This window comes from Acidovorax sp. AC410 (assembly GCF_979253235.1).
The window spans coordinates 2,496,910-2,518,338 of the sequence record NZ_CEEDCG010000001.1 but is presented as its reverse complement, the minus strand read 5'-3'; the positions used below and the strand labels follow the sequence as shown (position 1 = coordinate 2,518,338).

Below are 21,429 nucleotides of genomic sequence, written 5' to 3'. Positions count from 1 at the left end.
CTCTTGCAGCTGTTCTATAGTCGGGGAGTCGTTACGAACCCTTTCAACCCTTTCGACCCGTTGCGCGCAGTGTGCGCCATACCGTCCATCGTGCTCAGTCTTTTGCCCACCATCCCGCCCGTCCTGCTGCCCGAAGCAGCGCTGGGCCATGTGCCCCACGCGCACATCCGCCTGCTGGAGGCGCGGGACTTCGACGCATGGCTGGCTTTGCGCGAGACGGTGCTGGGCACGCTGCCCGATCCGGACTTCTACGTGCGCGAGGATGACGAGGAGGGCTTCTTCCAGGCCCACATGTACCCGGGCGGCGAAGCCATCGGCGTGTTCATGGACGACGCCCTGGTCGCCTACGCCATGATCGAACTGCCGGGCGAACAAGAGCCCCACAACCTGGGCCACGTGATCGGCCTGGACCCCGCGCAGCAGGGCATGGTGGCGCACCTGTCGAGCTGCATGGTACTGCCGCAGTGGCGCGGCCGCCAGCTGCAGCGCACCCTGCTGTCGGCGCGCCTGGGCCTGGCACAGGCCCACGGACGTCCCTTGTGCATGGCCATGGTATCCCTGCTCAACCACCGCAGCCGCCACAACATGCTGCGCCAGGGCTTGCGTGTCGTCTGGACCGGTCTGATCGATGGCCTGCAGCGCCACGTGGCCATGATCGACCTGGAGCAGGGCATGGACTTTGCGGCCGAGGGTGAGTTGTTGCTGCCCAGCCTGGACTACGAGGCACTGCGCGCCGCGGCGCTGGCCGGCTACGCCTGCGTGGGCGAGGTGCGCGCAGCCGACGGTGCGGTGTCGTTGCGCTATGCGCGCCATCTGGCTCACAACCGCCGCCCCCGGTAGGTCAGTGCCACCACGGTGATGTCGTCGGCCTGGGCGGCGCCGTTCTCGAAGCCGCGCACTGCGCGCACGATCTGGTCGGGAATCCGCGCCGTGACCACGCCCCGGGGGTCGCCGCCGATGGCGGCCATGGCGGCCAGCAGGGCGTCGTCCCCAAAGAGGGCATTCTCTGCATTCGTGGCCTCGGTCACGCCGTCGGTATAGAGCACCACGGTTTCCCCGGGTGCCAGCATGACCTCGCCCTCGATGTATTCCTGCCCTTCCATCACGGCCAGCGCCATGTTCCTGCCGCGCGGGAACAGCGCGGCGCCGTCGCCGGTCAGGCGCACCGGCGGGTTGTGGCCCGCATTCACGTACACCAGCCGCCCGGTGGGCAGGTGCAGCACGCTGTAGAACACGGTGACGAACATCATCTGGTCGTTCTCGGCGCACAGCTGGTCGTTGAGGGCCTTGATGGTGGCGCCGGGCTCGCGCAGGAACAGCGCGTTGCTCTTGAGCAGGGTGCGCGAGATCGCCATGAAGAACGCCGCCGGCACACCCTTGCCCGACACGTCGGCCACGACCACGGCCAGGTGCTCGTCGTCGATCGGGAAATAGTCGTAGAAGTCGCCCCCGATTTCCTTGGCGGCGATCATGGTGGCCGCGATGTCGACCTCGTCCACGTCGGGCGCCGAGCGCGGCAGGATGGACAGCTGCATCTGGCGCGCAATCTCCAGCTCCTGCTGCAGGCTGGCCAGGGTGGCCTGGGTCTGCACCGCCGCCTGCAGCTCGCGCAACAGCTTGAGCAGGCGGTTCTGCTGGTTGGTCACCAGGCCGGACATGCGGCCCAGAATACCGGCGAGCTCGGCCAGGTGGTTGGTCGGCGTGGTGCCGGCATCGGCCGCCGTGGGGCTGGCCTGCGCCTCGGAGCTCGAACCGAGCGCCACCAGGATCTCCTCACGCGAGGCCGGGTCCAGGCTGTCGGCCAGGGTGCGCAACTGGCCGCGGATCAGGCGTTCCTGCTGCTGCCGGGTCCGGATGCGTTCCTGGCGCAGGGTCTCAAGGTTGAGCAGTTCCGAGCGGATGGCCACCACGCCGCGTGCAATCTCTCCGGACTCGTCCTCGGCGTCTTCCTCGCCCTGGTCCAGCGAGGCGTCGGTGGCACCGCGCGCCAGCGCGTTGAGCACGCCGACCGAACGCGACAGCGGCTCCATCGCATGCCGCAGGTAGACCACGAGGCCTGCCGCCAGCAGGGCGGCGAACGCCAGTGCCGCAGCCAGCGTGGTGCGCGAGAACATCCGGTCGGCGTAGTGCGCGGCGCTCACGTCCTGCATCCAGACCAGGGCACCGACGATGCGCGCATCGGGGTTGCGCACGGGCTGGCTGACGATGCGCAGGGCGCGCGCCTGATCGTCCTGGCCTGCCAACTGCACGGTGACCGCCTGGTTGGAGCGCACGGGGATCGGGGTGTCGGTGGCAGCCAGCACGCCTGCGCGGGTACCCACGGATTCGGCGCCGCGCATGTTGGCCAGGAAGATGTCACCGCCCAGGTAGGTGGCCAGCTCGGACAGCTTGGGAGCGACGTCCTGGCCCACGGCCAGCGCGCCGCCGTCAAAGCCGCGCACCACCACCCACTGGTACTGGCGTACCGCCACCTGGCTGAGCCCGCGCACGGCGCCGCTCTGGCCACTGGCCGTAGCCACCCAGCGGACCTCGGCCATCGGCTGCGGATCGATGCCCGGCTCGGTCGTGGCCACCAAGGTGCCCTGGCGGTCGAAGACATCGATGCGCACACCCGGGGCACGCCGCGTCGCGGCCGCCAGCACAGCGTCGAGGCGGGCCGAGGCCCCCTGCGCCGCCAGGTCGCGCAGGGCAGCGTCCTGCAGCAGTTGTTGGGCCAGCACGTCCTGGCGGTCCAGGTTTTCGTTCTGCAGCTTGTCCCAGGCGATGCGCTGGTTCTGCAGCAGCACTTCGTCGTAGCGCTGCGACCAGCGCAAGTCGCTGAGCCAACCCATCGCGGCGAAGGCCGCGACCAGCAGGGCCATGGCGGCCAGCAGGATGGCGATCAGCCGGTGCCTAAGGTGCATGCTGGCCTCCGGCGCGATCCGCATTCGCGGCGGCGCGCAGGCCGTGCCCGCCGCAAGCCAGCAGCAGCAACACGGCCGCGAGCAATGGCCAGCCACCGTGCAGGTGGACGCCCAGGGCGCCGCTGGCACACACCGCGCCCGCACCCATCGCGGCCCATTGGGCCGTTGACAGCGTGGGAAGCCGGCACTCGTCCCCGGCCGTGCGCGCCAGGCAGCCCAGCGCGCCACCGGCCAGCAGGGCGGCTAGCGCCAGCACCGCATCCTGGAGGGCGCGGCCCACGGACAGCCCATCCGAGGCGATGGCCAAGGCCAGCAAGGTGACTGCGGTGGCCATGGCTGCCAACGCACCCGAGGACGGCATGCGCCTGCGCAGGAACAGCCCGGCAGCCATGCCCAGCCCCAGCATGGGTGCCCAGAAGGGCAGGCTGCCCCAGCGCATGCGCGGCCAGCGCCAGGCCCAGCAGCAGGCCGGCAGCGCCGGACCGGCCCAGCGCCCGAAGGCGGTCGGCGATGGGCCGGGCCGTCTCGATCAGGGGGTGGCCATGCGCACCCGTGCGGCTGCGCCACGGGCTGCGCGGTCCGTTCCAGCGCACCACAAAAAATCCAGCACATGCGGCCGGCAGCAGCAGCGCATAGGCGCCCTGCAGCAGGCCCAGGGCGTCCAGCGCCAGGCTGCCCAGCGCCGGGCCCAGCCAGACGGCGGTGATGGTCCAGGCGCTCCAGGTCGCGGCGCGCCAGCGTGGTCGGGCATAGGCGTATTCGGGCCGGGTGCGTGGCACCTGTTCGACGGCCTGGCAGGCGGCCAGCACGGCACCCACCACCAGGCCGTGCCACGCACCTGCCACCATGGCCAGGGGCCAGGGCCGGCTCGCCGGCAGGCCACCGGCGCAGGCCATGGCCGTGGCCAGCAGCGCGATGCAGGCGGGCAGCACCACGGTGGGCGCAGGCCAGCGCCGCCAGCGCGTCACGCACCAGGCCGCCGTGCCCGCCACGAAAAAGGCGGCCAGGCTGGCGGCAGGGGCCGGTGCCACCCCCTGCCATTGCCAGGGGGTTTCGCCTTGCAGGTGCAGGCTGCGCAGCCACAGGGTCTGCAGCGCCAGCGCGCTCAGGGCCACGAGCAGGGCGATCCAGAACGCCTGCGCCTCTGCGGCAACCACCCGCACCTGGGCGATACCGTGCTCGGCGAAGCGGTCGTCGGCCTCGGCCTTGGCCAGCAACTGGTCCAGGCGTTCGCGCCGCAGGTGCTGGGGTTCCGTCTGGCGCAGCGAGGCAATCAGGCGGCGCACGCGTACCAGTCCTTCGTGTACTCCGCGCACCGCGTGGCCGAGCTGCTGCACCCGCAGGTCGAACCCGCGCCGCTGCGGCAGTACCACGGCCTGGTCGTAGCGCCCCTGGGCAATGGCGCGGCGCGCACGCCAGGCGGCATGGTTGCGCAGCTCGATGCCCTGGGCCTGCGAAAAGCGCGCGGCCAGATAGGCCAGCAGGGCCAGCAGCCCAATGGCCGGCAGCAGCATGGCGGCCGTGGCGCGGGCGAAGGTGGCGGCGCCGCTGTCGCGCAAGGCCAGGCGCAGGATGGCGACGGGAGCGCCGCGGACCTGCACGGGCACCTCGGCCGTGGCACCGGTTTCGCCGGCGTCGCGCGTGGTCTGCCAGAGCACCTTGCCGTCGGGCAGCAGCAGCGCCAGGGCCTGGATGTCGGACTGCGACGCCATGCGCTGCTGGAACAGCGCCTCGACACCCACCAGGCTGCGCAACGGGATGCCGGATTCGACGGCGTGGGTGATGCGCAGGCTCAGCGACTGTGCCATCAGCTGCGAACGCGTGCGGTCGCTTGCGGCCCGCATGTCGCGCAGTTGGTCATAGGTGGAGATGGCCAGGATGCTGGCCGCCAGCAGCAACAGCAGCACGGCCGCGATGCCCAGGCGGGTGGCGGGTGCGAAAGGGCGGCGCGCGCTCATTCGGTGCGCTCGCTTTCGTCCAGGCGCACCAGGCATTCGTCCATGCGCTGGCGGACCTGGGCGCTGCGTGCCAGGGCCCGCGTCTGGGTGCGCTGGCACTCGGCGCGCAGCCTGGCGGACTGCGGCTGCAAGGCCCAGAGCGTGGCCAGCCAGCCCAGCAGGCCGGCGGTGGCCAGCACCAGCACCGCCATGGCGCCCAGCGTGAGTGTGTGCCCATCGGCCTGCCACACAGCCAGCCGAAAGCGCACGGGCTGGGTCGCATACGTGGCACTGATATGGCCTACGACCTCGCCGAAGGCGTTGTGCAGGGGCAGGCCCATGATGGCCTCTCCCGGGAGCGCTGCGCTCCAGACGCGGTCCTGGCGGGCACCGGCCTCGGCCGCGCGTGCCGCACGGGGCTGCAGCGCTTCGCCGATGGCGCCCCGGTCGGTGCTGAAGAGGGCGATGCCCGCGCGGTCCACCACGTCGATGGCGTACAGCTGGGTGTCACTGGCCAGGGCCCGCTCCAGCCGGGGCTGGATACCGCGGTGATCGGGCAGGTCAAAGCCCAGCGCCAGGTCGCCTTCGATGGCGTCCTGCAGTTCCACCAGCGTCAGCGACAGGCGCGAGCGCTGGATCTGCGCCTCTTCCTGCGCGCGCACGTCCAGCAGCAGGCTGGCGATCAATGCGATGCCGGCCAGCACGATGAGCAGCCACAGCCCGCCAAGCTCCCACAGCGCGGCGAGTGTGGGCCTGGTCGCCACGGCGGTGCCGGCAGCCTGGGGCGATGAGGGCGACGAAAGCGTTTGCATGGTCCGGCTCATGCCACAATGCTTTGGCGACCCACCGGACTGCGGCGCCGACAGCGCCCGCAGATGCAGCCCCAGGTTTCAGCGCGCAGACATCTATGAATCCACCGCTCGAATGGCAGCAGACCCTGAACGGCACCGTAGCCGAGCTTCCCGCTTTCTTCGAGCGGCTCGAGGCCTGGGCGGACGACAACGGGGTGCCGATGCCCCTGGCTTCGTCCTTCGGACTGATGCTCGACGAATTGCTGACCAACGTGGCCACGCATGGCTATGCGGGGCACGGCGGCCTGGTGGAGGTGCAGGTGCGCTTTGAAACGCCAGCCCGGCTGCAGGCCGTGTTGCGCGACCATGGGCGGGCATTCGATCCCACCCTCTTGGCGGCACCCGACGTGGAAGCCTCGCTCGATGATCGGGACATAGGTGGCCTGGGCGTGCATTTCGTGCAGAGGTTGGCAGATCGTTTCGAGTATCGGCGCGACGGTGAAGTCAACGAAGTCACGGTATCGCGCTGCCTGCCAGCCGCTCGGGCGGCGCAGTCGCGCTAGGCCTGTTGGTACTGTTTGGGGCTCGCGAAGGCCCTTACAGCAGGTTCCAAGATTGTTAACAAGTGTACAAGCGTATCATTGTGTCCGTTGCGCGGCTGTCGTTTGTGCGCCTCGCCTTGCGCTTTTTGTCTCGTCCGGAGACGCCGTTGTTGCCGTGATTTCCACGCTGGCAGGCGCCCTGGGGCAGCCACCAATGCCAGCCGCAACGAGGAGAACAACCTGTGACCCCTGCCGAGACCGACGACCCTTTCCTGCAACGCCTGTGCGACATCATGCAGCGCATCGCCCAGCAGGGTGACCTGCGCGCGATCGGCCCGCTCATGGACATGACGGGCGAGCGCCCCGAGGAGAGCGTGCAGGCCCGCCTGGCCGAGGCCTTCGCCCACATGGTGGTCAAGCTGGAGGCACGCGAGTTCGAGCTCGAATGCCGTATCTCCGACCTGGACCAGACCCGCCGCGAGCTGGAAGCCGCCAACCTGGACCCGCTGACCGGCCTGCCCAACCGCATGATCGCGCGCGACCGGCTGCGCCAGGCGCTGACCGACGCCAGTACGCGCCAGGGGCTGCTCACGGTGCTGTTCCTTGACCTGGACAAGTTCAAGCATGTCAACGACACCATGGGCCATGCTGCGGGCGACGAGCTGCTGTGCCTGGTGACGCAGCGCCTGCGCGGCTGCCTGCGCGAGGGCGACACCCTGGCACGCCTGGGCGGCGACGAGTTCCTGTGCGTCCTGCCCAGCGCCAGCGCCGACGATGCACAGGGCGTGGCCAACCGCATGGTGGCGGCGCTGACAGACCGCTTCCAGCTCGCCGTCGGCGGTGCGGACATCGGCACCAGCATCGGCCTGTCGCATTTCCCCGAGCATGGGCGTGGTGTGGACGAGCTGATCGCCCATGCCGACGCCGGCCTGTACGAGGCCAAGCGCAACGGCCGCAACCGCTGGTGCTATGCACCGGCCGAAGCCGCGGCGGCCTGACCATCGCCCTCCCCTGGCGCCGCAGCCCGGTGCCCGCGGTGACTGCAGTGACGCACTTCCGGGTCGCGCCGGGGCTTTCGAAGCGTGCTCAGTACGGCGGTGCGGTCTCGGCCGTCAGGCCCAGGCTGCGCATGAGCTTGATCCACTCGTAGGGCGTGAGGTGCGGCTTCACGCTGTCGAGCACGGCCTTGAAAACCGGCGCCGGGGCATGGGCGCGCATATCAGCCAGCATCGCGGTGCGCTCAGGCGGCGACATGAAGGGCACCAGCCAACGCAGGATGGCCATCATTTCCGTTTGCGGGATGGAGGCCACCAGCGCGTTGTGGATGCCGATGAGTTCTTCGTCGCTGTAATGGGCCCACAGCACGCTGTTGTGCCCGGTTTCCTCGGCGTGCATGTGCTCGTAGTTGTGGGCGATGAACAGCGCCAGTTGTCGGTACAGCGCATGCGCCGCCGCAGGACGCGCAGCCGTTGGACAGCCCAGCAGCTGCGTGACACCGGCGGCCAGCGCCGTGATGGCCTTTTCGTGCTCGCCATGTTCGCATTCCAGCACCCGCGCAGCGCCGGGCGCACGCGCCTCGATGGCGGTGTGCATGAAGTCGTTCTCATGCTGCAGGTGCGAACGGCACAGGTCCAGCAACTCCATCACGCGCTCGCAATGGGTGGCGAACTCCAGGTCGTCGGTGACGTCCATGCGGCCCAGGGCCAGCAGGGTGTCGGACATCAGGGCGCGCAGCGCCTTGTGGATGCCGGCATACATGTCGACGCGCGGCGCGCCGTTGGAGGCCGAAGGATCGGAATGGACCGAGATCAGGGCCGAAATTTCGCGGGGATCGATGTTCATCGCTGGGTTCTTCTTTCATGCTGCCCTTGCGGGCCGTTGCAACACCGTCTCTTGCGGTGTTCGGCCGGGTGCACCATGCACCCGCAGCCGATGAAAGAAGTCTAGGAAAGCGCGGCGTTTTCGCCTGTGAAGAATTTCCGCTTTCAGCGCCCCGGCGCCACCCGCCGCGTGACATTCCTCACGCTGCGGCGCGCAGCATGTCCACCGCCTTCTCGGCGATCATCACTGTGGGCGCATTGGTATTGCCGCTCACTATGCGCGGCATGATGGACGCATCCACCACGCGCAGACCCTGCAGGCCATGCACGCGCAGCTGCGCATCCACCACGTCGAGCGGGCCGGGGCCCATGCGGCAGGTGCCCACGGGGTGGTAGATGGTGTCGGCGTACTGGCGGATGAACTGCTCGATCTGCGCGGGGGTCTGCGCTGCCGCCGATGCGGGCAGCTCGCGCGCGCCGAAGCGCGCGAGCGCCGGCTGCGCCAGGATCTCGCGCAGGCGTTGAAAGCCCCGCACCATGCGCTGCATGTCGTCGGCATCTTCGAGAAAGCGCGGATCCACCAGCGGCAGTGCCATCGGGTCCTTGGTGGCCAGCGCCACCGAGCCCCGGCTGCGCGGTTGCAGCAGGCACACGTGGGCTGAATAGCCATGGCCCAGCACCGTCTTGCGACCATGGTCCACGAGCTTGCCGATCACGAAGTGCAGCTGCAGGTCGGGCGCGGCCTCCGCCGGGTCGCTCTTGATGAAGCCCCCGGCCTCGGCGAAGTTGGTGGTCAGCATGCCGGTGCGGCTGCGGCGCCACTCCAGCACGCCGAGCAACTGGCTCCACATGCCCGCGGGTGAAATGCCGAACAGGTCCTTGAGCTCTGGCGCATTGAAAACCTGCACCACGTCAGGGTGGTCGTGCAGGTGCTGGCCCACGCCCGGCAGGTCATGCAGCACCGGGATGCCATGCCGCTGCAGGTGCGCCCCCGGCCCCACACCCGAGAGCATGAGCAACTGCGGCGAGAGCAGCGCACCGGCGCTGAGCAGCACCTCGCGGCTGGCACGCACCTCGTGCAACGCCCCGCCCTGGCGGTACTCCACACCCACGGCGCGCTTGCCGTCGAACAGGATGCGCGTGGCGTGCGCGCCGGTAATCACCTGCAGGTTGCTGCGCGAGAGGTGGGGCGTGAGGTAGCCCTTGGCCGCGCTGTGGCGCTCGCCATTCTTGTGCGTCACCTGGTACATGCCCACGCCTTCCTGCGTGGCGCCGTTGAAGTCGTTGGTGTGCGGGTGGCCGGCCTGCACGCCGGCCTCGTTGAAGAACTGGCTGAACCGGTGGGGCGAGCGCAGGTCGGCCACGTTCAAGGGTCCGCCCTCCCCATGCCAGGCATCGGCACCGCGCTCGTTGTGCTCGGCCTTGAGAAAGTAGGGTTTGACGTCCTCCCAGCCCCAGCCGGGGTTGCCCTGTGCGGCCCAGTGATCGTAGTCGGCATGCTGGCCACGGATATAGACCATGGCGTTGATGGAGCTCGATCCGCCCAGCACCTTGCCGCGCGGCTGGTAGCCCTGGCGGCCGTTGAGCGCGGCCTGCGGCGTGGTGCTCTGGCCCCAGCCATTGAGTTCGAACTTGGCCATCACGGCCAGGCCCGCCGGGCAGTGGATGAGCACGCTCTTGTCGGCAGGCCCCGCTTCGAGCAGGCACACGCGCACGGCGGGGTCTTCGGTGAGCCGGCCGGCCAGCACGGAGCCGGCCGAGCCGCCCCCGATCACGATGTAGTCGAACAACATGTTTTTGTCTCCAGGCCATGCGCAGAGCCTTTGCCGCGCACGGACCCAATGGACCATAACCGAACGGGCGTGCGATTCGGCTTACCATGCTGCCCGTCTGTTTCACTTTGAAGAGAGCTCTCTATATGACGATTCAAACGGTTGGCATCATCGGCGCGGGCACCATGGGCAACGGCATTGCACAGGCCTGCGCGGTCTCGGGCATCGATGTGGTGATGGTGGACATCTCCGATGCTGCAGTGCAAAAGGGCCTGGCCACCGTGGCCGGCAGCCTGGACCGCCTGATCAAGAAGGACAAGATCACGGCAGCCGACAAGGATGCGGCGCTGGCGCGCATCAAGGTCTCCACCAGCTACGACGACCTCAAGGCGGCGCAGCTGGTAATCGAGGCCGCCACCGAGAACTATGAGCTCAAGCTCAAGATCTTGAAGCAGGTGGATGCGCTGGTCGCGCCGGAGGTGCTGATCGCGTCGAACACCTCGTCGATCTCCATCACCAAACTGGCTGCCGCCACCTCGCGTGCCGACCGCTTCATCGGCATGCATTTCTTCAACCCCGTGCCCATGATGGCGCTGGTGGAGATCATCCGTGGCCTGCAGACCAGCGACGCCACGCACGACGCCGTGAAGGCATTGGCGGAGGCCCTGGGCAAGAGCCCCATCACCGTGAAGAACGCGCCCGGCTTCGTGGTCAACCGCATCCTGGTGCCCATGATCAACGAGGCCTTCTTCGTGCTGGCCGAAGGCCTGGCCACGCCCGAGGACATCGATGCCGGCATGAAGCTCGGCTGCAACCAGCCCATCGGCCCGCTGGCGCTGGCCGACATGATCGGCCTGGACGTGTGCCTGGCCGTGATGGACGTCTACCTCGCCGAGTTCGGCGACAGCAAGTACCGCCCCTGCCCGCTGCTCAAGGAAATGGTGGCGGCCGGGCGCCTGGGCCGCAAGACCGGTCGAGGCGTATACACCTACTGACGCGGCCGTGCGCGCTGTCCCCCCGGGGACGGCGCGTCCATCGCGTTGGGTTTTCAATCATGGGCAAGGAGACATCCGCGCGCATGACCAGCATCACCCCCTCCACGCCCCCAGCCGAAGGCTGCATCGACACCCAGGTGCTCGGCCACGTGCTGCTGATCGGCATCAACCGGCCGGCCAAGCGCAATGGCTGGACGCCGCCCATGTTCCGCCAGTTGGCCGAGGCCTATACCCGGCTCGACGATGACCCGGACCTGCGCGTGGGTGTGCTGCATGCCTTTGGCGACCACTTCACCGCGGGGCTGGACCTGCCGGCGGTGAGCGCCTACATGCAGCGCGGCGAGAAGGCCATTCCCCAGGGCATGGTGGAACCGCACGACTACGGCCTGCCCGGCTACCGGCGCCGCACCAAGCCCATGGTGGTGGCGGTCAAGGGCATCTGCTTTACCGTGGGCATCGAGCTCATGCTGGGCGCCGACATCGTGGTTGCGGCGGACGACTGCCGCTTTGCGCAGATGGAAGTGCAGCGCGGCATCATGGCCACCGGCGGCGCCACGCTGCGCATGGCCGAGCGCGCCGGCACCGGCAACGCGCTGTTGCACCTCTTGACCGCCGACGAGTTCGGCAGCGCTGAGGCGCTGCGCCTGAACTTCGTACAGAAGGTGGTTCCAGCAGCTCAGCTGCTCGACGAGGCACTGGCCATTGCCCGGCGCATCGAGGCCCAGGCCCCGATGGCCGTGGTGGCCACCCGGCTCAACGTGCTCAAGGCCATCGAGCAGGGCCAGGCGGCCGCGGTGGCCGACTTCATCCCCGTGCAGCAGCAACTGGCCAACAGCGAGGATGCGGCGGAGGGCGTGCGCGCCTTCGTCGAGAAGCGCCCTGCCCGCTTCACGGGGCGCTGAAAACCGACCCGGCAATTTCCCTGTCACGCAGGGCTGCCACGATTGCCTTGCGCACGCAGGTGCGCCGTGCGTGAATAGCAGCTTCGGTTGAAACGGGCTGCACCCTGCGACAAGACCGACCCGGCAACAAAAGATTACACAATTCAATTGTGCACAATTCAATTCCACGGCACAATTCACCCCATGGCACGCAGCAACCCCTCCACCCACACCCCCAGCCCAGCCCTGCTGCGCCTGGACAACCAGGTGTGCTTCGCGCTGTATTCCGCCTCGCTGGCGATGACCAAGCTGTACAAGCCCCTGCTCGAAACCGTGGGCCTGACCTACCCCCAGTACCTGGTGATGCTGGTGCTGTGGGAGCAGGATGGCGTGACCGTCTCCGAACTGGGCGAGCGCCTGTTCCTCGACTCGGGCACGCTCACCCCCCTGCTCAAGCGCCTGGAGGCCTCGGGCCTGATCGCCCGCATCCGCGATGCCCAGGACGAGCGCCGCGTGCGCATCAGCCTCACGGCCCCGGGCCGGGCGCTGCGCGACAAGGCCGAGGCCATTCCGCCCTGCGTGCTCGAAAGCAGCCAGTGCACCCTGCCCGAGCTGACCGCCCTGACCGGGCAGCTCAAGACCTTCCGCGACCGGATCCAACCGCCGCGCTGAACCTTTTTTCGTTCCCACCCCGTCCGTATTCAGGACATTCATTCACCCACTGCAAAGGAAGACACCATGACGCAACTCGAAAAAGTCCTCTACACCGCCAAGGCCCACGTGACCGGTGGCCGTGACGGCGCCGCCAAGACCGACGACGGCCGGCTGGATGTCAAGCTGTCCTCGCCTGGCACGTCCGGCACCGGCACCAACCCCGAGCAGCTGTTCGCCTCGGGCTATGCCGCCTGCTTCATCGGCGCCATGAAGGCCGTCGGCGGCAAGATCGGCATCCCCGTGCCCCAGGACGTGTCCATCGACGCCGAAGTCGACCTGGGCCCGATCCCGAACGCCTACGGCATCGCTGCCCGCCTGAAGATCAGCCTGCCTGGCCTGGACCCCGCCACAGCCCAGAAGCTGGTGGACGCAGCCCACCAGGTCTGCCCCTACTCCAACGCCACGCGCGGCAACATCGACGTGACCATCACGCTGGCGTAAGCCATGGGCCGGTTGCTGCTTCCCCGGATCGCGGTGGCCCTGGTGGCCATCGAGCATGTGTACATCCTGGTGCTGGAGATGTTCTTCTGGAACAAGCCCCTGGGCCTGAAGACCTTCAACCTGACCCAGGAGCTGGCCGACGCTACCGTCACGCTGGCTGCCAACCAGGGCCTGTACAACGGGTTTCTAGCGGCAGGCCTGTTCTTTGGCCTCGTCACCAACAACCGGGTGTTCAAGATCTTCTTCCTGGCCTGCGTGATCGTGGCCGGGGTCTACGGCGGCGCCACCGCCGTGCCCAAGATCTTCTACACCCAGGCCCTGCCTGCGCTGATCGCCCTGGCGCTGGTGCTGACACTGGACAAACCCAAGGCCCGCAACGCCTGAGGCCCAGCACCAGGGCAACAGCCCCGAGTCAAGGCCCGCCGGCCCTGCCGGCGGGCCTTTTCCATGGTGCGGTGCAGCGGTGTGTCGCGCATGCGCCGAGGCCTGCTTGAACGCACCGGCGGATTCGATTAGCGTGCGGCCATGAGCACCACCACCCTCCTCGTACGCCAGGACGCCCTGGCCCACACCACCCTGCGCACCACCCAGGATGTTCCGCTGGCCGACGGCCAGGTGCGCGTGCGCGTCGAGCGCTTTGCGCTCACGGCCAACAACATCACCTATGCCGCGCTGGGCGGCATGCTCGACTACTGGCAGTTCTTTCCCTCCGACGAAACGGGCTGGGGCATTGTCCCCGTGTGGGGCTTCGGCACAGTACTGCAGTCCCTGCACGCAGGCGTGGCCGTGGGTGAGCGCCTCTATGGCTATTGGCCCATGTCCACCCATGCGGTGCTCGCACCGGCGCGGCTGACCCCGGCAGGCTTCTACGATGGCGCGCCCCACCGGGCCAAGCTCCATGCGGTGTACAACCAGTACGTGCGCACCAGCACCGACCCGTTCTACACGCCCGGCACCGAGGACATCCAGGCGCTGCTGCGCCCCCTGTTCATCACCTCGTGGCTGATCGACGATTTCATGGCCGACCAGCAGTTCTTCGGCGCCAGGCGCCTGCTGCTGTCCAGTGCCTCAAGCAAGACGGCCTATGGCACGGCCTTCCAGCTCGCGCAGCGGGAGGGTCTGGAGGTGATCGGCCTGACCTCGCCCGGCAACCTGGCCTTCTGCGAAAGCCTGGGCTGCTATGACCGGGTGGTGGCCTACGACGCGCTGGAGCAGATCGACGCGGCGACGCCCTGCATCTACATCGACTTTGCGGGCAGCATGGCCGTGCGCGAGGCCGTCCACCAGCGCTTTGCCGCACTGGCCTACAGCTGCGCCGTGGGCGCCAGCCATGTGAACGACCTGGGCGGTGCCGGCCAGTTGCCAGGTCCGCGCCCCACCATGTTCTTTGCCCCTGCGCAGATCAAGAAGCGCCGCGACGATTGGGGCGCGCAGGTGCTCAACGAGCGCCTGGTGGCCGCCTGGCAGGCCTTCTCCACGGCCGTGCAGGCGCCACCCACGCCCTGGCTGCAGGTGCAGCAGCACCAGGGGCCTGATGCCGTGCAAGCGCTTTTCACCGCCGTGCTGGCCGGTGGCGGCGACCCGCGCATGGGGCACATGGCCAGCCTTTGAGCGCAGGTGTTGGCGCCACGGGGGACAATGGGGCATGAACCGACTGCCCCCGACCGACACCGCCGCCGCCCCCAGCGCCTCCGATCTGCACCCCTACGCGCGCCTGACGCCGGACCAGGTGCTCGATGCACTGGCCAGCGTGGGCCTGTACGGAGATGGCCGGCTCATGGCCCTGTCGTCGTATGAGAACCGTGTCTACCAGGTTTCGCTCGAAGACGGCCAGCGCGTGGTGGCCAAGTTCTACCGCCCCGGCCGCTGGAGCGAGGCACAGATCCTCGAAGAGCACGCATTCGCCGCCGAACTCATGGCGGCGGAAGTACCGGCAGTGGGCCCGATGGAACTGAACGGCAGCACGCTGCATGCCCACGATGGCTTTGCCTTTTCCGTGAGCCCCTGGCGCGGCGGGCGTGGTCCCGAGCTCGACGATTTCGACGTGCTCGAATGGATCGGCCGCTTTCTCGCGCGCATCCACACCGTGGGCGCCGCCCAGCCCTTCGCGCACCGGCCGGCGCTGGACCTGCAGGGCTTTGGCACGGCATCGCGCGACTGGCTGCTGGGCCACGACATGATTCCGCTGGACATGCAATCGGCCTGGCGCGAGCAGTGCGACAAGGCGCTCGCGCTGGTCGCCGCCAGCGGCCTCAAGGATGCCAGGGCCATCCGCCTGCACGGCGACTGCCACCCCGGCAACATTCTCTGGACGCCGACCGATCTGCCCGGTGGTGGTCCGCACTTCGTGGACCTGGACGACGCACGCATGGGCCCGGCGGTGCAGGACCTGTGGATGCTGTTGTCCGGCGACCGGCGCCAGCGCACGCAGCAGCTCAGCGCCCTGATAGACGGCTACGAGCAGTTCCGCAGCTTCGACCGGCGCGAGCTGGCCCTGGTCGAGCCCCTGCGCACGCTGCGCCTGATCCACTACAGCGCCTGGCTGGCGCGGCGCTGGGAGGACCCGATCTTTCCGGCCACCTTCCCCTGGTTCGGCAGCAGTGACTACTGGCGCGGCCAGGTGGACATGCTGATCGAGCAGTGCGAGGCCATGGGCGAGGAGCCCCTGAGCGCCTGAAGAAGATTCCCACCGCCCGCCCTGGCGGGTGCAGATCCCGGCCCGCAAGCCGGCTCTGCCGCCTGTCCTGCGGAAGTCGAACGGCGCATCGGCGCTTGGGGTGCGGACAGGCCTCGTATATGCTTGAAGCCATCTTTGCTCTCGCACACTGGCCAGCACCATGAAAGACCTGTTCCGGAACCTTCTCTCGATCCGCCAGCAACGCAAGCCGGCCCCCGTGGGCAGCGTGCCCGCGGTGGGCGTCGCCATCATCCGCGGCGACGTCAAGATGACCGTCACCGAGCCCATCTCGCGCGACCTGTGGAGCTGGATGGTGCTGTCGGGCTGGCGCAATGTACCGGTCAAGAACGACCGCCGCCAGTACACCGAGCTGCCCGACGGCTTGCTCAAGCAGTTGATCGATGCAGCACCGACCGAGCGCGACGCCGTCCATGCGCGCATCATGGCCAAAGCGAAGGAGGAGTGACGACGCCGCTCGGAGGCGGTGCGTCAGACACTGGTGCAGCCGCCAGAGCGGCCGCACGCAGGGAGCATCAGGCCAGCAAGGCGTTCACGCGCTTGACGTAGGCCGCCGGGTCTGCAGGCAGGCCGCCCTCGGCCAGCAAGGCCTGGTCGAACAGGATGTGCGCCAGGTCATGGAAATGCACGCTGCCTTCGAGCTTCTTGACCAGGGCATGCTCAACATTCACCTCCAGCACGGGCTTGGACTCGGGTGCCTGCTGGCCGGCCTGCTTGAGCATGCGCGCCAGCTGGGTGCTCATGCCGTCGTCCTGGACCACCAGGCAGGCCGGTGAGTCGACCAGGCGCGTGGTCACGCGCACGTCCTCGGCCTTGTCCTTCAAGGCCTCCTTGAGCTTGGCCAGCAGGGGCTTGAAGGCCTCGGCAGCCTCTTCGGCGGCCTTCTTCTCGGCCTCGTCCTGCAGCGAACCCAGGTCCACGGCGCCCTTGGCCACACTTTGCAGCGGGGTGCCGTCGAATTCGTTCAGATAGTTCAGCGCCCACTCGTCCACGCGGTCGGTCATCAGCAGCACCTCGATGCCCTTCTTCTTGAAGACTTCGAGCTGCGGGCTGTTCTTGGCCGCGGCCAGGGTGTCGGCGGTGATGTAGTAGATCGCCTCCTGGCCTTCCTTCATGCGCGCCTTGTAGTCGACAAAGCTGACGCTCGCCGCGTCGCTGGTGGTGCTGGCAAAGCGCAGCAGCTTGGCCAGGCGCTCGCGGTTGCCGAAATCCTCGCCCAGGCCTTCCTTGAGGACCGAGCCGAATTCGGCGTAGAACGCGCTGTACTTGCCTTCCTTGGCCTGGTCATCGGCATCGACCACATCGGTCACGCCATCGGCACCGGTAGTCGCATCATGCCGGTTGTGCTTGGCCAGGTCTTCGAGCATGGACAGCACGCGCTTGGTCGAGCCTTCGCGGATGGCACGCACATCGCGGCTTTCCTGCAGCAGCTCACGGCTCACGTTGAGCGGCAGGTCGGCCGAGTCGATCACGCCCTTGACGAAGCGCAGGTAGGTAGGCATCAGCGCCTCGGCGTCGTCCATGATGAACACGCGCTTGACGTAGAGCTTCACGCCGGCCTTCTTGTCGCGGTTCCACAGGTCGAACGGCGCCTTGGCCGGGATGTACAGCAGCTGCGTGTACTCGGTGTTGCCTTCCACGCGGTTGTGCGCCCAGGTCAGCGGGGCCTCGTGGTCGTGGCTGATGGCCTTGTAGAACTCCTGGTACTGCTCTTCGCTGATGTCCTTCTTGGGGCGGGTCCACAGGGCACTGGCCTTGTTGATGGTTTCCCACTCGCCGGTCTTGGCCATGCCGCCGGGCTGGCGGCCACCGTTCTCGTCCGACGGGTTGATCAGCTCGCCGTCCTTCCACTCTTCCTTTTCCATCAGGATGGGCAGGCTGATGTGGTCGGAGTACTTGGCGATGACGGACTTGAGCTTCCAGGCGTTGAGGTACTCCTCGGCGTCCTCGCGCAGGTGCAGGATGATGCTGGTGCCGCGCGCAGCCCGCGCGATGGCCTCGACCTCGAAGTCGCCCGTGCCGCCGCTGGTCCAGCGCACGCCTTCTTCGGCAGGCACACCGGCGCGGCGCGACTCGACCGTGATCTTGTCGGCCACGATGAAACCGGAGTAGAAGCCCACGCCAAACTGGCCGATGAGCTGCGCATCAGCCTTCTGGTCGCCCGAGAGCTTGCCCATGAAGTCCTTGGTCCCGCTCTTGGCGATGGTGCCCAGGTGGTCGATGGCCTCCTGCGCCGTCATGCCGATGCCGTTGTCGGTGATGGTTAGCGTCTTGGCAGCCTGGTCGAAGGACACCCGCACTTCGAGGTTGGGCGCGTCTTCGTACAGGGCATTGTTGTTCAGGGCCTCGAAGCGCAGCTTGTCGCAGGCGTCCGAAGCGTTGGAGATGAGCTCGCGCAGGAAGATTTCCTGGTTGGAATACAGCGAGTGGGTGACCAGGTGCAGAAGCTGGGCCACTTCGGCCTGGAACGACAGGGTTTGTTTGTTGCTCATGGTGTCTTGGAGTTGCTTTCGTACAGTCTCTAGGAAGCGCCGTCGGCACGCCAGAGGCCAGCGTGCAAAGGACGTTCGCGGGTGCTCAGCTCGGGGCAGATCCGCCGATTTCAAGGTCGGCGCTGCGCGAATGCCCGCCGGCCAGCGCCGCCGCTGGCGAGCTTAGCGCGCATTGTTGACAATTGGCGAGGCGTTGGCGCTGGTAATGCCCATTTTGCCGCCATAAGATGCGCATCGTGCTGGGCGGGTGCCGCCAGCCGTGCCTTTGGAATCCCCATGCCCACCTCCCTGCAAAAATGGTCTGCCGAGTTCCTCGGCACTTTCTGGCTCACGTTTGGCGGCTGCGGCAGTGCCGTGCTGGCCGCCGCGTTCCCCCAACTGGGCATCGGCTTTCTGGGCGTCTCCCTGGCGTTCGGCCTCACGGTGCTGACCGGGGCCTACGCGCTCGGGCCCATCTCGGGCGGGCATTTCAACCCGGCGGTGTCGGTCGGCCTGGCCATCGGAGGCCGGTTCAAGGCGGCCGAACTGCCAGGCTACATCGCCGCGCAGGTGCTGGGCGCCATCGTGGCGGCAGGCGCGCTCTATCTGATCGCGACCGGCAAGCCGGGGGCCGACATCGGCGGATTTGCCACCAACGGCTATGGCGAACACTCCCCCGGCGGCTACGGCCTGATGGCCGCCGTGGTGACCGAAGTGGTGCTGACGGCCGTGTTCCTCATCGTGATCCTGGGCGCCACCTCGCGCCGGGCGGCCGAGGGCGTGGGCGGGCTGGCCATCGGCCTGTGCCTGACGCTGATCCACCTGATCTCGATCCCGGTGACCAACACCTCGGTGAATCCGGCGCGCAGCACCGGCCCGGCCTTGTTCGGTCCGGAGCATGCCATGTCCGAGTTGTGGGTCTTCTGGGCCGCCCCCATCGCCGGCGCGCTGCTGGGCGCAGCCCTGTACCGGGTCCTGTTCGGGGAAGATTGAGAGGCTGAGAATCTTTCGTCCATGCCCGCCTTGCACGCCAAAACACCCTGGCTCGTCGTTGCAAATGCTCGCCATAGCCCGAGCTATGGCTGTGCTTTGCGCCTAGGTCCAGGGCGTTGTGGCGCGCCTTTCGGTCACGGCCAAAAAACTCCCAGCCTCTGAACTCAGCTGTCGAGCGTGATGCGCTGTATCAGCGCCTGCAGGATGTTGTCGGCCTTGTCATTGGCCACCTGGCATGTGCCTGCGGCCGCATGGCCGCCACCGCCGAACTCCAGCATGAGGTTGCCCACGTGGGTCTGGCTGCTGCGGTCCAGGATGGATTTTCCGGTGGCCAGCACCGTGTTCTGCTTCTGCAGCCCCCACATCATGTGGATGGAGATGTTCGCCGTGGGGAACAGCGCGTAGATCATGAAGCGGTTGGTCGCCCAGATGGTCTCCTCGTCGCGCAGGTCCAGCACCACCAGGTTGCTGATCTTGATGGCGCAGCGCAGCAGTTGGTCCTTGGCCTTGGGCGCATGCTCGCGGTAGAGCGCCACGCGCTCCTGCACATCGGGCAGCGCCAGGATCTCTTCGATGGTGTGGTCGCGGCAGTATTGGATGAGGTCCATCATCAGCGCGTAGTTGCTGATGCGGAACTCGCGGAAACGGCCCAGGCCGGTGCGCGAATCCATGAGGTAGTTGAGCAGCACCCAGCCCTCGGGGTTCAGGATGTCCTCACGCGAATACTGGGCCGAGTCGGCCTGGTCCACCGCCGCCATCATCTCATCGGTGACACGCGGGAAGGCTGCCTTGCCGCCATAGTGGTTGTACACCACACGCGCCGCCGAGGGCGCATGCGCCTCGATGATGTGGTTGCTGTCGCGTCGCCCCGAGTTGCGCACGGTTTCCGATTCGTGGTGGTCGAACACCAGGTGTGCGCCAGGTACGTAGGGCAGGTTGGTGGTGATGTCCCGCTCGGTGATGGGTATCTTGCCGTCCTGCATGTCCTTGGGGTGTACGAAGGTGATGTCGTCGATCAGGTCCAGTTCGTTGAGCAGCACGGCACACACCAGGCCGTCAAAGTCGCTGCGGGTCACGAGGCGGTATTTTTTGTCGCTCACTGTGTTTCTCCTTGTTACATGCGGCGCGAATGGCACGATGGTAGCAATGCCCACGCCCCCATTGGCGTAGCGGTTCAAATAAAGGCGACAGCCGGCACCCCGGTTCAGCCCGCCGGTGCCAGCCAGCGCACCAATTGTCGGGCCACCCGGTCATCCCCCAGCAACTGCAGGTGCCCGGCACGGTGGACCACGCACTGCTGCGACCGCGCAAACGCCAGCCGTCTGGCAGGGTCATCATGCCAGCCCAGGGCGCTGTGCAGCGGCACCAGGCCATCACCGACCAGCCGTTCGGCCAACGGGCTGCGCTGGGCTGCCAGGGTGGCCGCCACGGTACAGCACAGCACGCCTGCGGGCAACGGCACGTGGGTGCGCATGTCCGGGCTTTTGCGAAAACGATCGCGCCCCTGCCAATCGGCGTCCAGCACATGGCCATGGCGCAGGTCGGTGATGCCGGCACTGCGCAGCCCGGTCAGCCGGGCAAAGGGGCGCGAGTACGGGGTGCTGCCCAGCAACCGGTCCACCCAATGGCCCGCACGCTCCAGCGGCGCACCGTGGTGTGGCGTGCCCAGGCACACCAGGTGCTGCAGCAAGCCACGCCAGGACAGCCCCGCCTGCTCGGCCTGCTGGCAGGCGCTGCGTGCTACCAGGCCCCCCATGCTGTGGCCCACGATGCTCAGCCGCGTGACCGCCACCGGCCAGGCGGCCACCAGGGCCTGCAGCTGTTGGGCAAGCTGCGCACCATTGGTGGATGTGTGCAGCCCCGTGTTGTAGCGCAGGTACACGGGCGTGCAGCCCAGCGCCTGCGCCAGGTGGGCGCCATGGTCATGGCCCTCGTGCTCCCACTGCAGGTCGTTCATGCACAGGCCATGCACCAGCACCAGGAGGTGGCCCGATGCCCTGCCCGAGGCCCCCAGGGCCACCGGGTCCAGTGGCCGGCCCTGCTGGTAAAAGCCCATGCAGGTGGCCAGCGGGTTGCCATCCTCCGCCAGGCGGTCACCCATCACGCCATTGAGCGCGGCCAGCACGGCCTGGCGTTCGCGCGGCACCTCCTGCGCCTCGCCGGGCACGCCCATGAATGGCTCCAGCCGCAGCAAGGCCGCCTGCAGCCCAGCATCCACCAGGCTGGTGATGCCCCGCACGCCGCCATAGACCATGCCGGTCAGGCCGCGCGTGCGGCCCGGCGTAGGGCCGCCCGGCAGGCCCATGGTGCCCAGCACCGATTGGTGCACCCCTTCGGCCACGCGGCTGATGCTGGCGGTGGCCTGGGTGGCCAGGCGGGCCACCCCCCGCAGGTCGGAAGGACGCAGCTGGCGCAGCGCCCTGGCAGGCCCGGTGCTGCGGGACGGCGGTGGCTTGGATGGCATGCGGCAGGCT

Annotated in this window: 20 protein-coding genes; 12 read left to right on the top strand and 8 right to left on the bottom strand. The window is 68.0% G+C overall.

The window, feature by feature from the left end; translation table 11 throughout:
* Positions 1 to 69 precede the first annotated feature (69 nt).
* On the top strand, positions 70 to 840 hold the full coding sequence (locus AC0IZS_RS11760; RefSeq protein WP_471639510.1) for a GNAT family N-acetyltransferase: 771 nt from the start codon (positions 70 to 72) through the stop codon (positions 838 to 840).
* Here the strand turns inward: AC0IZS_RS11760 and AC0IZS_RS11755 are convergent.
* From AC0IZS_RS11755 to AC0IZS_RS11745, 3 genes are read right to left on the bottom strand one after another with little or no spacing between them, the layout of a single operon-like run.
* On the bottom strand, positions 819 to 2,903 hold the full coding sequence (locus AC0IZS_RS11755) for a PP2C family protein-serine/threonine phosphatase (RefSeq protein ID WP_471635774.1): 2,085 nt from the start codon (positions 2,901 to 2,903) through the stop codon (positions 819 to 821). The two genes, AC0IZS_RS11760 and AC0IZS_RS11755, sit on opposite strands and share 22 nt — an antisense overlap.
* A complete protein-coding gene (locus AC0IZS_RS11750) occupies positions 2,882 to 4,861 on the bottom strand; it encodes a hypothetical protein (RefSeq protein ID WP_471635773.1) in 1,980 nt (659 codons plus the stop codon). Before AC0IZS_RS11750 ends, AC0IZS_RS11755 begins: the two co-directional genes overlap by 22 nt.
* Complete coding sequence (locus AC0IZS_RS11745; RefSeq protein ID WP_471635772.1) at positions 4,858 to 5,652, bottom strand: hypothetical protein; 795 nt, start codon at positions 5,650 to 5,652, stop codon at positions 4,858 to 4,860. Before AC0IZS_RS11745 ends, AC0IZS_RS11750 begins: the two co-directional genes overlap by 4 nt.
* A gap of 95 nt (positions 5,653 to 5,747) precedes the next feature.
* On the opposite strand from AC0IZS_RS11745, the gene AC0IZS_RS11740 reads away from it, so the two are divergent.
* The gene (locus AC0IZS_RS11740; RefSeq protein ID WP_471635771.1) at positions 5,748 to 6,194 is read left to right on the top strand and encodes an ATP-binding protein; all 447 of its coding nucleotides are present in this window, start codon (positions 5,748 to 5,750) and stop codon (positions 6,192 to 6,194) included.
* 221 nt (positions 6,195 to 6,415) lie between these two features.
* Positions 6,416 to 7,171: a diguanylate cyclase domain-containing protein gene (locus tag AC0IZS_RS11735; protein ID WP_471635770.1), complete on the top strand. Its 756-nt coding sequence runs from the start codon at positions 6,416 to 6,418 to the stop codon at positions 7,169 to 7,171.
* Positions 7,172 to 7,259: 88 nt separating this feature from the next.
* On the opposite strand, the gene AC0IZS_RS11730 is transcribed toward AC0IZS_RS11735, so the two are convergent.
* Together AC0IZS_RS11730 and AC0IZS_RS11725 are read right to left on the bottom strand one after the other, a co-directional pair.
* Positions 7,260 to 8,015, bottom strand: a complete 756-nt coding sequence (locus AC0IZS_RS11730; protein WP_471635769.1) for a hemerythrin domain-containing protein — start codon at positions 8,013 to 8,015, stop codon at positions 7,260 to 7,262.
* 178 nt (positions 8,016 to 8,193) lie between these two features.
* Positions 8,194 to 9,783, bottom strand: coding sequence for a GMC family oxidoreductase (locus AC0IZS_RS11725; protein WP_471639509.1), 1,590 nt, complete (start codon positions 9,781 to 9,783; stop codon positions 8,194 to 8,196).
* Between the two features lie 128 nt (positions 9,784 to 9,911).
* Between AC0IZS_RS11725 and AC0IZS_RS11720 the strand changes: the two genes are divergently transcribed.
* The 8 genes from AC0IZS_RS11720 (at position 9,912) to AC0IZS_RS11685 (ending at position 15,939) form a co-directional block, all read left to right on the top strand.
* The gene (locus AC0IZS_RS11720) at positions 9,912 to 10,760 is read left to right on the top strand and encodes a 3-hydroxybutyryl-CoA dehydrogenase (protein ID WP_471635768.1); all 849 of its coding nucleotides are present in this window, start codon (positions 9,912 to 9,914) and stop codon (positions 10,758 to 10,760) included.
* An 83-nt stretch (positions 10,761 to 10,843) separates the two neighbouring features.
* A complete protein-coding gene (locus AC0IZS_RS11715) occupies positions 10,844 to 11,662 on the top strand; it encodes a crotonase/enoyl-CoA hydratase family protein (RefSeq protein ID WP_471635767.1) in 819 nt (272 codons plus the stop codon).
* A 183-nt stretch (positions 11,663 to 11,845) separates the two neighbouring features.
* Positions 11,846 to 12,313, top strand: a complete 468-nt coding sequence (locus AC0IZS_RS11710; protein WP_471635766.1) for a MarR family winged helix-turn-helix transcriptional regulator — start codon at positions 11,846 to 11,848, stop codon at positions 12,311 to 12,313.
* A gap of 66 nt (positions 12,314 to 12,379) precedes the next feature.
* Positions 12,380 to 12,796, top strand: a complete 417-nt coding sequence (locus AC0IZS_RS11705; RefSeq protein ID WP_471635765.1) for an organic hydroperoxide resistance protein — start codon at positions 12,380 to 12,382, stop codon at positions 12,794 to 12,796.
* A gap of 3 nt (positions 12,797 to 12,799) precedes the next feature.
* Positions 12,800 to 13,180, top strand: coding sequence for a DUF1304 domain-containing protein (locus AC0IZS_RS11700; protein ID WP_471635764.1), 381 nt, complete (start codon positions 12,800 to 12,802; stop codon positions 13,178 to 13,180).
* Positions 13,181 to 13,321: 141 nt separating this feature from the next.
* Positions 13,322 to 14,407 carry a DUF2855 family protein gene (locus AC0IZS_RS11695; protein WP_471635763.1) on the top strand — a complete coding sequence of 362 codons (1,086 nt, stop codon included), beginning with the start codon at positions 13,322 to 13,324 and terminating at the stop codon, positions 14,405 to 14,407.
* Between the two features lie 34 nt (positions 14,408 to 14,441).
* Positions 14,442 to 15,473, top strand: coding sequence for a serine/threonine protein kinase (locus tag AC0IZS_RS11690; RefSeq protein WP_471635762.1), 1,032 nt, complete (start codon positions 14,442 to 14,444; stop codon positions 15,471 to 15,473).
* Between the two features lie 160 nt (positions 15,474 to 15,633).
* Positions 15,634 to 15,939 carry a hypothetical protein gene (locus tag AC0IZS_RS11685; protein ID WP_322594016.1) on the top strand — a complete coding sequence of 102 codons (306 nt, stop codon included), beginning with the start codon at positions 15,634 to 15,636 and terminating at the stop codon, positions 15,937 to 15,939.
* 67 nt (positions 15,940 to 16,006) lie between these two features.
* Here AC0IZS_RS11685 and htpG read toward each other — a convergent pair whose 3' ends face one another.
* Positions 16,007 to 17,983 carry a molecular chaperone HtpG gene (gene htpG, locus AC0IZS_RS11680; RefSeq protein ID WP_471635761.1) on the bottom strand — a complete coding sequence of 659 codons (1,977 nt, stop codon included), beginning with the start codon at positions 17,981 to 17,983 and terminating at the stop codon, positions 16,007 to 16,009.
* Between the two features lie 276 nt (positions 17,984 to 18,259).
* Here htpG and aqpZ point away from each other — a divergent pair, with 276 nt between their 5' ends.
* Positions 18,260 to 18,955 carry an aquaporin Z gene (gene aqpZ, locus AC0IZS_RS11675; RefSeq protein ID WP_471635760.1) on the top strand — a complete coding sequence of 232 codons (696 nt, stop codon included), beginning with the start codon at positions 18,260 to 18,262 and terminating at the stop codon, positions 18,953 to 18,955.
* A gap of 164 nt (positions 18,956 to 19,119) precedes the next feature.
* On the opposite strand, the gene AC0IZS_RS11670 is transcribed toward aqpZ, so the two are convergent.
* Both AC0IZS_RS11670 and AC0IZS_RS11665 read right to left on the bottom strand, forming a co-directional pair.
* Positions 19,120 to 20,055, bottom strand: coding sequence for an exopolyphosphatase (locus AC0IZS_RS11670; RefSeq protein WP_471635759.1), 936 nt, complete (start codon positions 20,053 to 20,055; stop codon positions 19,120 to 19,122).
* Between the two features lie 104 nt (positions 20,056 to 20,159).
* Complete coding sequence (locus tag AC0IZS_RS11665) at positions 20,160 to 21,419, bottom strand: lipase family alpha/beta hydrolase (RefSeq protein WP_471635758.1); 1,260 nt, start codon at positions 21,417 to 21,419, stop codon at positions 20,160 to 20,162.
* Positions 21,420 to 21,429: the final 10 nt, after the last annotated feature.

Excerpts from the sequence above, each read along its gene's own strand:
- AC0IZS_RS11695 (WP_471635763.1), top strand. The coding sequence starts at position 13,322 with ATGAGCACCACCACCCTCCTCGTACGCCAGGACGCCCTGGCCCACACC.
- aqpZ (WP_471635760.1), top strand. The coding sequence starts at position 18,260 with ATGCCCACCTCCCTGCAAAAATGGTCTGCCGAGTTCCTCGGCACTTTC.
- AC0IZS_RS11755 (WP_471635774.1), bottom strand. The coding sequence starts at position 2,903 with ATGCACCTTAGGCACCGGCTGATCGCCATCCTGCTGGCCGCCATGGCC.
- AC0IZS_RS11665 (WP_471635758.1), bottom strand. The coding sequence starts at position 21,419 with ATGCCATCCAAGCCACCGCCGTCCCGCAGCACCGGGCCTGCCAGGGCG.
- AC0IZS_RS11745 (WP_471635772.1), bottom strand. The coding sequence starts at position 5,652 with ATGCAAACGCTTTCGTCGCCCTCATCGCCCCAGGCTGCCGGCACCGCC.
- AC0IZS_RS11715 (WP_471635767.1), top strand. The coding sequence starts at position 10,844 with ATGACCAGCATCACCCCCTCCACGCCCCCAGCCGAAGGCTGCATCGAC.
- AC0IZS_RS11710 (WP_471635766.1), top strand. The coding sequence starts at position 11,846 with ATGGCACGCAGCAACCCCTCCACCCACACCCCCAGCCCAGCCCTGCTG.
- AC0IZS_RS11705 (WP_471635765.1), top strand. The coding sequence starts at position 12,380 with ATGACGCAACTCGAAAAAGTCCTCTACACCGCCAAGGCCCACGTGACC.
- AC0IZS_RS11685 (WP_322594016.1), top strand. The coding sequence starts at position 15,634 with ATGAAAGACCTGTTCCGGAACCTTCTCTCGATCCGCCAGCAACGCAAG.
- AC0IZS_RS11740 (WP_471635771.1), top strand. The coding sequence starts at position 5,748 with ATGAATCCACCGCTCGAATGGCAGCAGACCCTGAACGGCACCGTAGCC.
- AC0IZS_RS11730 (WP_471635769.1), bottom strand. The coding sequence starts at position 8,015 with ATGAACATCGATCCCCGCGAAATTTCGGCCCTGATCTCGGTCCATTCC.
- AC0IZS_RS11750 (WP_471635773.1), bottom strand. The coding sequence starts at position 4,861 with ATGAGCGCGCGCCGCCCTTTCGCACCCGCCACCCGCCTGGGCATCGCG.
- AC0IZS_RS11690 (WP_471635762.1), top strand. The coding sequence starts at position 14,442 with ATGAACCGACTGCCCCCGACCGACACCGCCGCCGCCCCCAGCGCCTCC.
- AC0IZS_RS11700 (WP_471635764.1), top strand. The coding sequence starts at position 12,800 with ATGGGCCGGTTGCTGCTTCCCCGGATCGCGGTGGCCCTGGTGGCCATC.
- htpG (WP_471635761.1), bottom strand. The coding sequence starts at position 17,983 with ATGAGCAACAAACAAACCCTGTCGTTCCAGGCCGAAGTGGCCCAGCTT.
- AC0IZS_RS11720 (WP_471635768.1), top strand. The coding sequence starts at position 9,912 with ATGACGATTCAAACGGTTGGCATCATCGGCGCGGGCACCATGGGCAAC.